The 12,079-nt window shown below is 58.3% G+C and carries 13 protein-coding genes; 2 read left to right on the top strand and 11 right to left on the bottom strand.

Annotated elements, in window-relative coordinates; genetic code table 11:
• Positions 1-123: 123 nt before the first annotated feature.
• The 9 genes from WBG04_RS09595 to WBG04_RS09555 form a co-directional block, all read right to left on the bottom strand.
• Complete coding sequence (locus WBG04_RS09595; RefSeq protein WP_424314194.1) at positions 124-333, bottom strand: PIN domain-containing protein; 210 nt, start codon at positions 331-333, stop codon at positions 124-126.
• Positions 326-589, bottom strand: coding sequence for a FitA-like ribbon-helix-helix domain-containing protein (locus WBG04_RS09590; protein ID WP_424314193.1), 264 nt, complete (start codon positions 587-589; stop codon positions 326-328). The genes WBG04_RS09595 and WBG04_RS09590 overlap by 8 nt, the downstream gene beginning before the upstream one ends.
• 72 nt (positions 590-661) lie before the next feature.
• Entirely contained in the window at positions 662-3,193 is a 2,532-nt protein-coding gene (locus WBG04_RS09585; RefSeq protein ID WP_424314192.1) for an MFS transporter, read from the bottom strand.
• Between the two features lie 81 nt (positions 3,194-3,274).
• Complete coding sequence (locus WBG04_RS09580; protein WP_424314191.1) at positions 3,275-4,093, bottom strand: hypothetical protein; 819 nt, start codon at positions 4,091-4,093, stop codon at positions 3,275-3,277.
• A 9-nt stretch (positions 4,094-4,102) separates the two neighbouring features.
• Positions 4,103-5,065, bottom strand: coding sequence for an SPFH domain-containing protein (locus WBG04_RS09575; RefSeq protein WP_424314196.1), 963 nt, complete (start codon positions 5,063-5,065; stop codon positions 4,103-4,105).
• Between the two features lie 63 nt (positions 5,066-5,128).
• A complete protein-coding gene (locus WBG04_RS09570) occupies positions 5,129-5,569 on the bottom strand; it encodes an NfeD family protein (RefSeq protein WP_424314190.1) in 441 nt (146 codons plus the stop codon).
• Positions 5,570-5,797: 228 nt separating this feature from the next.
• Positions 5,798-5,989: a hypothetical protein gene (locus WBG04_RS09565; protein ID WP_424314189.1), complete on the bottom strand. Its 192-nt coding sequence runs from the start codon at positions 5,987-5,989 to the stop codon at positions 5,798-5,800.
• A 5-nt stretch (positions 5,990-5,994) separates the two neighbouring features.
• A complete protein-coding gene (locus WBG04_RS09560; RefSeq protein ID WP_424314188.1) occupies positions 5,995-6,402 on the bottom strand; it encodes an HIT family protein in 408 nt (135 codons plus the stop codon).
• 32 nt (positions 6,403-6,434) lie between these two features.
• A complete protein-coding gene (locus tag WBG04_RS09555) occupies positions 6,435-7,259 on the bottom strand; it encodes a hypothetical protein (protein WP_424314187.1) in 825 nt (274 codons plus the stop codon).
• 98 nt (positions 7,260-7,357) lie between these two features.
• Between WBG04_RS09555 and WBG04_RS09550 the strand changes: the two genes are divergently transcribed.
• Together WBG04_RS09550 and WBG04_RS09545 are read left to right on the top strand one after the other, a co-directional pair.
• Positions 7,358-8,110 carry a spermidine synthase gene (locus WBG04_RS09550; protein ID WP_424314186.1) on the top strand — a complete coding sequence of 251 codons (753 nt, stop codon included), beginning with the start codon at positions 7,358-7,360 and terminating at the stop codon, positions 8,108-8,110.
• An 84-nt stretch (positions 8,111-8,194) separates the two neighbouring features.
• Positions 8,195-8,638, top strand: coding sequence for a hypothetical protein (locus tag WBG04_RS09545; RefSeq protein ID WP_424314185.1), 444 nt, complete (start codon positions 8,195-8,197; stop codon positions 8,636-8,638).
• 80 nt (positions 8,639-8,718) lie between these two features.
• Here WBG04_RS09545 and WBG04_RS09540 read toward each other — a convergent pair whose 3' ends face one another.
• Both WBG04_RS09540 and WBG04_RS09535 read right to left on the bottom strand, forming a co-directional pair.
• The gene (locus tag WBG04_RS09540; protein ID WP_424314184.1) at positions 8,719-10,695 is read right to left on the bottom strand and encodes a sodium:solute symporter family transporter; all 1,977 of its coding nucleotides are present in this window, start codon (positions 10,693-10,695) and stop codon (positions 8,719-8,721) included.
• 113 nt (positions 10,696-10,808) lie between these two features.
• Positions 10,809-11,924: an aldose epimerase family protein gene (locus tag WBG04_RS09535; protein WP_424314183.1), complete on the bottom strand. Its 1,116-nt coding sequence runs from the start codon at positions 11,922-11,924 to the stop codon at positions 10,809-10,811.
• Positions 11,925-12,079: the final 155 nt, after the last annotated feature.

Here is a 12,079-nt window from a genome sequence, read left to right as displayed (position 1 = left end):
GTTGTGGTAAACCAATTTATAGACCCCGAATTTCGGGCATGGGAGGCATATTCGCCTCTCATGCCTTTTTCCTAACAACCTTCAAGCCATACAGCGCCTAGGATCGGCGCTGTGGGACAGGCTCTAGCCTAAGCCCAATGTGATGAGGACTGCATCGACATCTTCAACCCTACCCGCTTCGTAGCACAGCTCCGAATAGATGATCGGATTTACCACCAAGCGTCCCACATAGCGATTCATCTGATCCTGCGACCAGTCTGCCCACTGTTCGTCCTTTTCAGTGAGATCCAAGAGTACGTTGGTATCGACAAGAATGGCGCTGGAGCTAGTCATCGCCCCTTAGTTCACGCATGATTTCATCGGTGCTTCGGCCTCCAGCTCGATCTTTCCAAATCCCTCGAATAGCTTCCAGGCGTACTCGCATTTCCTCAGGAGTGCGTGGCGGAGCGATCGTTTCGGGCTCGTTCACGGCTCGTGCGATGATGGCCCGCGCTTCTGCTTCCATCGAGGTTTGGTTACTTGCGGCCCGCAGGCGGAGCTTGCGCTTCACGTCCTCATCAAGATTTCGAATCGTCAAAGTCGTGCTCATGAAAGAATGCTAGCATTGAAAGCATTGCTGTCAATGTTGTGGGGCTTTGGGAAGGGGGTGCGACTGAAGTTACTACCCCTTGTGGGGAAGAAAGAGGAAACCGCTTTCGTCGATGTGGGTGGATGGAGGGAGGAGGATTCCTTCCGGGCCGGCGGCAGGGCCGGTCAGGTGGATGCGTTCGTCTTCTTCGCGGTAAGAGAATCCGGGGAGGAGGAGGCCGTGGGAGCCGGGTTTGTGGCCCGATTGGTGAGGGCTGTCGGGGTGGGCTTGGTTCGGGTCGGGGACCGACATGGCGATGATGATGCCGTCGATGGCGAGGCAGGGGCAGTGAAGCCAGCCTTCGATTTCGAGAGGTGTTGGAGCGTCGTCGCTGAAATCGAAGAAGACCGACTTCTCGGCGGGTGGTCCGCTTGCGGCGATGTGCTTGCGCAGCTTGTTGCCTCCAAGCCACTGGATGGTGGCGCTGGTCGTAGGCTTGGACTTGAAGATGGTGGCGAAGTGGCGCAGGCCGATGAGTGTTTCAACGCAGGGGTCATCGGCGATGACGGTGTAGGGCTTGCGGCGTTGGAGGCCGTTGATCTGGCCGAGTTGGTAGCCGTTGGCCCATGCCTGGGGTTCGTTGGTTTTAGAGTGAGCGATACGGTCGGTGAGACTGGCGGCGGCGGCATCGAGGAGGCTTTGGCGAACGCGGTCGAGTGAGACTTCTTCGGGTGTTAGAGGGTTGCCGAAGGCGACACGCATGCGGAATGGGATGCGTCGCGGCCATTTGGTGAAGAAGCGATTGCGCTCGAAGGAGAGGATGGATCCCCACGAGCCATCGGCGTAGACCGGGACGCTCGGGCAGTTGGCGAGGCGGGCGATGATTTCGCAGCCGCGTTTGAGTTCCTGGAGGGTGCCGGTGCGGCTGAGTTGGCCTTCGGGGAAGATGCAGACGACGTGGCCGTCCTTGATGGCATTGGCGGCGATTTTGAGGGCTTCGCGCGGTTTGCTGGTGGAGATGGGGACGGTGTTGAAGAGCTTGCAAAACGCGCGGATGGCGGGGTTTGCCATGAAGGCGCCTTCCATGACGAAGCGGATCGGGCGTGGGCTGGCGGCGGTGAGGAAAAAAGCGTCGCCCCAGCTGATGTGGTTGGGCAGGAGCAGCACTCCGCCCTTTTTCGGGAGCTTGTCGGTGTCGACTCCTCGGATGCGGTAGAATGTGCCGATCAAGGTCAGCCCGATGACCCTCACAAACTGCGAAGGGATCAGGCGGATGATGAACCAGGTGATCAACCCGCAGCCGACACTGAGCAGGCCGATTTCGATCCGCGGAATGAGGGTCTCGGAGAGATTCAGCAAGCGCAGCAGGACCGGTATCAATTCGACAAGGCCAACGGCGATGATGCCGGACATGCAGTCCTGGAGGTTGACGGCGGATTGCAGTTCACCGCGCTTGGCCGCCGGGTAGCGGTCCTGCATCCAGGCATTGAGTGGCGCGAGGAAAATGGCGGCGAAAAAGGCGAGTAATGCCAGCCCCCAAAGGAAGGCGGCGGAGCTGGGAACGGCGAGGGCTTTGAGAACCGGGATCCAGCCGTCCCTGGCCGCATCTAGCAGATCTAGTGTGCCCTTCGGGTTGATCAACGAGAGTCCAAGCGCACAGGTTGTCATGGCGACGCCGGCGACGGGAACCCAACCGAGTTCGATCCGGCGTCGGAGGAGAAAGGAGGCCAGTCCGAAGCCGCTGACCATGCCAAGGGACGCCGCGGCCATGAACCATGAGGAGAGGGTTCCAAAACCTTCTTGTCCGTCGGTGAGCGTCTTGGCCAGTTTGACGGACCAGAGGTTGATGAAGGAGGCGAAGCCCCAGAAGAAGGCGACGCCAAAAGAAGCTTGTCGGAGCCGGCGGTCGCTCCAGAGGTCGCCAAGATGTCTGAAGTGCTGAACCGCGAGGCCCGGACGGAGTTTTTCCGCCCCCTGAGCCGGGGTGCGGGGGATGATGATTGAGAAAATGATCGAGGGCACGGCGAGTGCTGCGAGTATCAGCAAGGGAATCATCGCTGCCTGCCAGGCAACACTTGGAGTGCCTCCGGCCGAGGCGTAGTTCGAGTCGTAGATGACGCCTGCGGCCATTTGTCCTGCCAGGATGGCGAGCATGGCCATCATTTGCTGGATGCCGGCGGCAAAGCCAAGGTGCCGTGAGCCGACGAGTTCCTTATTGATGCCGATCTTTGCCGGGCTGAAGAAGGCCGACTGCATGGCGAGGGCGAAAAAGCCGCAGAGGGCCAGCGGCATGTTCTGATAGAAAATCGAAGCGCAGAGCCAGGTGAGAATGACAAGCTGGGCGACGGCCGAGCCGACCATCACGTCACGCTTGGAAAAGCGGTCACTCAGCCAGCCGGCGAGAGGGGCGAAGAGCACGAAGGGAAGCGCAATCATCACTCCGGCCCATGATTCGACCGGGACCTTGAAAAGGGTAAAACCCACCGCCCCGCCGAGTGGGACGAGAATGAACTGGGCGGCCTTGTCGTTGAACGCGTTTTGCGTCTGTTGGGCGATCATGCTCCAGAAGCCGACCCACTGCCGCTTGGTTGGCTCGTGGTCATTGGGCTCATCGACGGCTTCCATCCGGGATGATGCTAGGGGCGGCAGCCGACGGCCGCAATGCCCGGGTTCGGAGAGCTCGCGGGGAGTAGGAAGCGCGCTGCCTCAATAGGGCGCTTTGAGGGCCTCGAACTTCATGGAGTTGAAGTCATGCAGCACCATCTTTTTCGAGAGCCCCTGACGATTGAGATGGCCCGTCCAGAGTTTACCTCCCTGCGCCCAGACCAGTCGATCGCGGTCACGATCCGCCCATTCCCAGTCAGTGGCACCGATGGTGTCGCCGCTCCGGGTGTTGAGCAACTGGTGCTCGTCCCAGTAGCAGCCCCGCCCCGGGTGCTTGTTGATCTGGGCGTGGGCGGTCTTTTCCAGCACCCAGCCGTCCCAGAGCTCCTTATGGAATTTCACCGATCCACCCGGTTGTTTCGAGTCAAGCATCGTCCAAGCATCACGAAGCAGACGGGGGTAGTAGCCGCCAGGGCATTCGCCGCCGAAGTTGAGACTCGGCGTGAAGTCCGCGTCGCGTCTCACTTCAGTGGTATTCCGAAGTTCGCTGTGGCCGTAGCCGTCGTTCAGCCAATAGGAGCGTTCACCGGTCCAAAAGCCACCTCCATTCCAGCACTCGCCTTTCGGTAGCATCACGATGGCTTTGAGATAGGGAGCTTTCGAAATGGCGGTCCACGCTCCTTGGGATTCTGCATCCCAGTGCCCGTTCATGGCGAAGTAGATGAAGTAGTCGCCTTTGGGAGAAAGATCACTACGTCTCTCGTAGATCCTTCCCTTCAACCACTGGCCGAGTTGAAAGGTGTCGGATTCGCGGTCCCAGTGGATCACTGCCGCCTGCTTCGACGGCCCTCGTCGAATGATCAGACCGACGGGTGCCGCACTTGCAAGCAGGCCATGGAGCCTGGCGTGGACTTCAGCCATGGTTGGTGGTCATGCCAGTTGGGGAGGGGTCACGGGGCTTGCGGGCCCCGGGCCGCTACTTTTACTGCCATCGAGAATCTTGGCAAGAGAGGCGACGGTGCCACCGATGTCCGAGAGATTCTGCGGAACGATCAGGGTGTTGCCTTCCTTTGCGAGGTTTCCGAATTCCTTCACATACTGCTCCGCGATGCGAAGGTTCACGGCGGCCTGACCTCCGGGGGATTGGATGGCGGCAGCGATGCGGTTGATGCCGTCGGCCGTGGCGGTGGCAAGGAGCTCGATCTCGCGTGCCTTGCCTTCGGCCTCGTTGACCTGCGCGAGCTTCTTGGCTTCGGAAATCTTGATGGCTTCCTGTTTTTCGCCTTCGGCAACATTGATCAGGGCTTCGCGCTGGCCTTCGGAGAGTGCGATCTGGGAACGGCGTTCGCGTTCGGCGCGCATCTGTTTTTCGAGCGCATCCTGCACCGACTGCGGGGGCTTGATATTGGCGATCTCGTAGCGGGTGATCTTCAGACCCCAGGGCTCGGAGGCCTTATCAAGGGCGAGGATGACCTGGGCGTTGATCGTGTCGCGTTCCTCGAAGGTGCGGTCGAGTTCGATCTTGCCGATCTCGGAGCGCAGCGTCGTTTGGGCAAGCTGGGAAGCGGCGAAGTAGTAGTTTTCGATGCCATAGGATGCGGCCTTGGCATCGAGGACCTGCATGTAGAGGACACCATCGATCTCGATGGCGATGTTGTCTTTTGTGATGCACATTTGAGAAGGCACATCGACGGCCACTTCCTTTAGGGAATGCTTGTAGGCGACCCGATCGAAGAAGGGGACGAGGATGTGAAAACCGGCTTCGAGCGTCTTGCGGTATTTGCCGAGACGTTCGACAACGAATGCCTGACGCTGGGGTACGACGCGGGCTGTCTTGAAGAGGATGATGATCACGACGAGGACGGTGACGACGGCGATCGCGACACCGGCCATTTCATTGTCGGAAGCAGCGAGGATCAGATAGTTGGATTTCATGGTCTTTGTGGTTTGAGAAGTTTAGCGGTTGCGGACGTGCAGGGTGAGACCTTGGCGGCCATCAATGATCACCATCGTGCCGGCAAGGATGGTGGCTTCGGAACGGGCTTTCCATTCGGAGCCCTTGATCTCGATTCGCCCATCCAGTCCCGGGCCGGGAATATCGCGGGTGACCATGGCTTCTCGGCCTGTGAAGTCGTCATCAAGGTCTCCGTTCTTGTCGTCGCTCTTGCCGACGAACCAGCTTTTGACGAGGTGGCGGAGTGAGAACAGAAGGACGATCGAGCTGGCCCCGAACATGACGGTCTGGGAGGCCAGCGATTCGGTCAGACCGAGCCAGGTTGTCAATGAGGTGAATAGGGCGCCGACACCGAAAAAGACGATGACAACTCCCGGAACCATGAACTCGGCGAGAATCATGAGAGCTCCAAAAAAGAACCAGAGGATGATGGGGTTGTTCATGAGGATGACGTGGGAATTTACGTATCCTTTCTAACATGGTCCCCATGCTCCGCGATTATAATAAACCATCCTGCTTGGAGAGACGCGGGTGGGCTTTGTCGGGACTGGCCGACGATTGGAACAAGCATGGGATTGCCCGTGATTGAGGGCATCAATCACCTAATATACCACGCTGAGAACCTTTGAAACCGTGCCTGGTCACGCACGATTCATGGTCATCTCGTTTCTTCAGGGTGCGGGCTCGATCAACTCGGCATCCTTCAGCAGGCGACAGAATTCCTTTTTGCTGAGCTCATGAAAGGTTCCCTCGCCGGTTTCGAGGTCGGTGATGATCTTGTAGTCGATGTCGAGGCGCGCCCAATTGACGATGCGGATGTATTTCCCGCCCTTTTTCCAGAGCTGGCCTTGTTGGAGTTTCATGGAGATCAGTGGAGATGGAGGAAGGAACGTGCCGCTTCACGTATCGAGCGGACTTGTTCTTGCTGATAGGTTTTCCTGGCATCGCATGCCCAGACGGTTTCCGGCCAGGCGGGATCATTCTGCGAGCGACCGACGATGTGAATGTGCATTTGCCTGACGATGTTGCCAATGCAGGCGACATTCAGTTTTTCGGGATGGAAGTGTTCTGAAACGAACTTCGAGACGTCTCTAACAGTCAGCATCACCTCGTCGTATTGGGCCTTTTCAAGCAGATGAAGATCTTCTTCTTCTGTCTCCGGCACGACGAGCATCCATGGAAAGCAGGCATTGTCCTTGAGCAGGACGTGGCATCCATTCCGCATTCCAAGGGGATGACATCCTTTGGCGAGGCGCGGGTGGAGTTCGAAGGGCATGGAGTTTGGTGAACGCGGTTGTGGCGGGCCTGTCAACGTTGGTGATCCGTGGATTTGTCTGCTTGTGAGGTCTCTTCAGGAAGATGATCGACGCAGTATTCCGTCCCGTCGAGCATGGTTCGGAATTGGAGATCGGGGTCGCTGAGATCGGTGCGGTGGCACTTGGAGCAGGTGTTGAATGGTTCGTTCTCCGTAATTTGAGTGCTCTTGAACTTCTGCCGGCGTTTGGTGGCGCTGGCGAGTGCCGCCTTGCCTTGGATTTCTGCAGGAAGCACCCAGATGGCATAGGGGATCAGGGTGGGAATGATCACGCAGAACATGACGGGTGCTGCGAACCCCGAGAAGATCATCATTCCGAGGGCGAACCAGCCGAGGTAGCGAACCTTGACGGGGATGAAGAAGAAGAGCCGGAATTCATAATTCGGGAAATAGGTCGCGAAGGCGAGGAACATCGAGGTGTAGAGGTATCTTCCCGCAGGCAAGGGGCCGGGATCGAAGAGGAACATGCCGATGACGAGGCCGACCAGGGAGGTCAGCAGGTAGAGGGTGGTGCGGGTGGGGCCCCAGACTTCTTCGAGCGAATCATTGATGAGGAAGGCGATCATCACGGCGAAGAACAGGAACAGCACACCGAAGACGCCGAAACTGAAGGTTCCGGCGGGGGCGAAGGCAAAGCTGATGATCCGCCAAACCTCACCCGAGAGGATCTTGTCACGATCGAATGAGATGCGTTCCACCACACTGGGATCGACCCACTGCCAGGCAAAAATGACGACACCAAGAAGGGTCAGGTACTTGAAAAGACCGGGGAAGGCGATCCATTGGAGACGGTTTTCAAGTGCGCTCAGCCATTGCATGGCCATAGCAATGGCGAGGAATGCGTCTGGGCCAAGCAGGAACGGGGAAAGCTGATAAATTCCGTGTCCCGTGGCCGATTCTTCGCCTAGATGGGGGCGTGCCCGCCTCAAGCCGCTTTGAAGAACTCGACTATCGCCAGACACCGCTGGGAGAACTGATCCTGAGGCGACGTTTGATCCCATCGCTCGACGATCTCGAGGTGCATGAGGTGATTCTTGGCGATGCCTACCTGATGACGAGCCTGTTCACCGAGGTCGAGCAGGCGCTGTCGCGGCTGGGTCTGGCGGCGGTGAAGGAGACCGTGCCTGCAGGCACTCCGCTGGAGGTGGTGGTGGGTGGCCTCGGCTTGGGCTACACCGCCCGGGCAGCGCTGGAGGTGGATGAGGTGAGTTCGCTGCTGGTGGTGGACTATCTTGAGCCGGTCATCGAATGGCACGAGAAGGGGATGGTGCCGCTGGGTCCCGGGCTGATGGCGGACGGGCGTTGTCGCTTCGTGCACGGAGATTTTTTCGAGCTCTCTTTGAGCGGGACGGCTGGGTTTGATCCAGAGGATCCGACGCGAAGCTTTCATGCGGTGCTGCTCGATATCGATCATTCTCCGGCGAACCTGCTGCATCAGCGGCATGGCGAGTTTTATGAAGCCGAGGGCTTGCGGAAGCTGGCTGCCAAGATCCATCCGGGCGGCGTGTTTGCCTTGTGGTCGGATGATCCGCCGGAGGATTCCTTCATGCGGGCGCTTGGCGAGGTTTTCGACTCCTGCCGTTCCCATGTGGTTTCCTTCGAAAACCCGCACTTGGAGAAGATGTCGGAGAGTACGGTCTATGTGGCGACAAAAGCCACCGAAGCCTGAATCCAAAGGAGGGGCCGGCTTTCAAATGCTGGAAAAACAGCATTAAAGTTTGACGTCTTGCTTCGCTTGTGATGGAGTAGCGGCATGAAGCAGGGAAGTTGTGGATATTTCGGGTGGGTTCGTGCGGTGGGTGTCGTGGCCGTGGCAATGATGAGCTCGTCGTGTTTCTATGTTTGGCAGGAACCGATTCGCTATGGTCAGACAGGTGTTCCGGGTGGACAGCAGACGCAGCCGGCACCGGGGACGCTTGATGAATTGCAGGCCCAGCGCGAGCGGCAGGAGGCCGAGGGACCGCAGCCCGAGGTGCGGGAGCAGCCAAGACCCGAGCCGAAACCGACACCCTCTCCGAAGCCACCACGGAATGAAGCTACGGGGATTCCAACGGCGAAGAAGGTCCCGGGACGGGATGGATTTGTTTTCAGTCCTTACAACAACAAGCTGATTGATGTGAAGGGCTTCCCGAGTGGCGCGAAGGTGCGGGATCCGCACTACGCGGCCTCGGAGAACAAGTTTTTCAGGGTTCCCTGAATCGGTGGGAGTTCTTGCAGGTATCCAAAGGAAAAGCCCGTCCGGAGATCCGGACGGGCTTTTTTGGGGAGGTGTCCCGTTTACCAGAACACGGCGTATAGAGCGATGGTGGCGATCACGATGCCGATGCCGACGATCTTGGCACCAGGTGAAGTGGTGAGTTCGATCTTCTCGTTGACCGGAAGTTCCACGGGCGTCCTCATCGGTTTGACGAGCGTGATGACGATACCAATGATCAAGATCACGAAGAAGCAGACAGCCATGCGATCAAGGAAGGCGATCTCGTTGGAGAACCACCATCCTTGGGTGACAAGCCACGGGCCGATCGCCCACTTCATCGCTCCGTAGAGGACGATGTTGGTGAGGATGCCGACCACGCCGAACCACCGTGGAGTGCGTGGGGAGAAGAAGCCGAAGATAAAGACAGCGAGCAGACCGGGAGAGATGAAACCCTGGAACTCCTGGATGTATTTGAAGATGCTTTCGAAGTTATCGAGCTTTGGAGCGACGAGTGCGGCAAGCAGCACGAAGAGGACGACGAAGCCACGACCCACTTTGACGAGCTTGGCGGGTTCCTTGACTCCCGAAAACTTGGAGTAGAGATCCATCGTGGCGATGGTCGAGGCGGAGTTGAGCATCGAGGCGAGCGAGCTGATCACCGCACCGCAAAGTGCTGCGAGGACGAACCATGAGATCAGTGGATGAGGCTTGATCAGATTGCGGACAAGGACGGGGAAGGCTGCGTCATAGTCGTAGCCCATGAAATTTCCCGCAGCCTCGGCGCCACTTTCCTTAGCCTTGTTGGCAAGGTCATTGATCTGCGAGGCAAACGCGTCCGGTGCAGCCAACAATTGCTCTCTTGTGGGCATGTCGATTTTCACACCCATCAGATTGTGCTGCAGAACTTGAGCGGCGAGGTCCGGCTGGAGTTTCACAAAGGCCTCATCGACGGATATGACCTGAGCATCTGTCGCCTTGGCGAAGGCGGCTTCATTCTTCGCTTTGGCTCCTTCGTGGAGGTCACCGGAGAACAGATTGAAAGCGAGGATGCCGGGAATGACGACGACGAAGGGAATAACCAGTTTCAGCGCGGCGGCGAAGACGATGCCTTTCTGACCTTCGGCGAGTGACTTGGACCCGAGGGTCCGCTGGACGATGTACTGGTTGAGACCCCAGTAGAAGAAGTTGGGAATCCAGAGGCCGACGAGGAGGGCGGTCCATGGGATATCGGTGTCCTCGATGGGACGGACCATGTGCATCTTTCCACCGGACCCGTTGGGTCCGTCCACGGCAACGGCTTCCCCGTCTTTTCCGTCGTTCAGGAGTATCAATCGCTGCCAAGCACTGGCTCCTTCCAGATCGGCAGCGGTCGCATCGGAATTGGCGACTTTGGTAAGGATGAGTTCGTCGGCCGGTCGATCGGTGAGGGTGCTGAAAGCAAAATACATCACGATGCCACCGCCGACGATCAACGCGGCACCCCAAATGAGGTCGGTCCAAGCGCAGGCCTTGAGACCACCGATGAACACATAGACTGCGGCGAAGGCAGCTATCAACCAGCACATCGCAGTGAGGTTGTTGAGGACGGGAATGGTGTTGTAGTACTCGGAGACGAATTTGGCACCTGAGAAGATGACCGATGAAGTGGTGACGAAGACGAGGGTCACGATGGCCGGAATGGCCATTGCAAGGCGGGCAACTCCGTCGAAACGATACTGGAGGAACTCGGGAATGGTGTAGAGGCCAGCCTTGAGGAAGCGTGGAAGGAACCAGAAGGCAACGACGACGAGGGTGACGGCTGCCATCCATTCGTAGGAGGCGATCGCCATGCCGAGCCAGTTGGCCGAGGAGCCGGACATGCCGACGAACTGCTCGGTGGAGATGTTGGCGGCGATCAGTGAAAACCCAACGAGCCACCAGGTCAGGCCGCGACCGGCGAGGAAGTAATCATCTGCTCCTCCTTCTCCTTTGGTGTCTTCGTCCCGGCTTTTGTAAATGCCTAGTCCGACGACGCCGACGACGGCGACAATGAAGAGGATGACTTCGAGATAGTTCATAGCTTGAGTCTATTGGGTTTTAAGGGACGGAATCTTTCGGATGGAAGGGAGCTCACTAATCGAGTGCAAGGATGGAGTGTGTTGACTGCCCTGGCTGCGCGGTGTTCCTGACTTCACTCTGCCGAAAAGCGGTGAATCATCGTGTGCCGGTAGGTTTCTCCGGGGCGGAGGGTGGCAGAGGGGAAGTTCGGTTTGTTGGGGGCGTCGGGAAAGTTCTCGGTCTCGAGACAGCAGGCGCTTCGCTTGCCATAGATCCGGTCTCCTTTTCCCGGAGGATTGTCTCCGGCGAAGTGCGCTTCATCGATCCAGTTGGACGTGTAGAACTGAATGCCCGGCTGATTGGTGAATACCTCGAGGACGCGACCGCTTTTCGGATCCTTGAGGCGTGCGGCAAGTGCCACTCCCTCCTCGCGCGGGCCGGAGAGCACCCAGCAGTGATCGTATCCCGCCCCGAATTGGAGGGCTTCGAAGTCCGCGTCAATCCGATCACCAATGATATGGGGAACGGTGAAATCCATCGGAGTGTTGGCGACGGGAGCGAGTTCACCGGTCGGGATCATGCCCTGAGTGGTGGGGAGAAAATGGTTGGCGAAGAGAGTCAGCTGATGGTCGGTGATCGGAAGTGAAGGATCACCGGATAGGTTCCAGTAGCTGTGACTGATGAGATTCAGCACCGTCGGGGCGTCGGTGGTGGCGTTTGCTTCCCAGACGAGATCTCCGTTCTCGTTGAAGGCGTAGGTGACTTCCACCTTGAGGTTGCCGGGGAATCCTTCCTCACCATCTTTCGAGTGGTAGCGAAAGGTGATGGACCGGCGGTCGCTTGCCGGCTCCGCGTCCCAGAGGCGACCACTGAAGCCAAGCTCGCCACCATGAAGATGGCAGGGGATGCCGGCTGGATCGTTGTTGGTGGCCAGGAGGTAGTCCTTTCCATCGAGTGAAAAGCGGCCCGCGGCGATTCGATTTCCATAGCGACCGACGGAGGCTCCGAAGTAGGGATTTGCTGCCCCTTGGTAGCCTGTGACGGAATCGAACCCGAGCAACAGGTCGGCGCGCTCGCCCGATTTGTCCGGAACTTCGCAGGAGATCATGGTGGCTCCGAAGTCGCTGACTCGCACCCGCAGGCCGTTCGGATGCTCGATGGTGTAGATCTTGGCAGGTCGTCCGTCGGCAAGAGAACCGAAGTCATCGACTTGAATCCCGGGCGATAAGGAAGTGTTCCGGTCGTGCATTGGCCTGCCGACAATTACCGACTTTCACGGGATCGGATGCGAGACTTTTTCGAGTATGCAAGGCCGGCTGCCGGGATGAGGCGTTTGAAAGAAGGGATTCTTTCGTTGGATTTGAAGTGCCAGGGGAAGCGAGAATCCCCTTCTATCGTTGGATT

Source organism: Haloferula sp. (assembly GCF_049672945.1).
Classification (GTDB): Bacteria; Verrucomicrobiota; Verrucomicrobiia; order Verrucomicrobiales; family Akkermansiaceae; genus Haloferula.
Note: the sequence above shows the minus strand (reverse complement) of the source record. Positions and strands in the feature narration are given on the sequence as shown.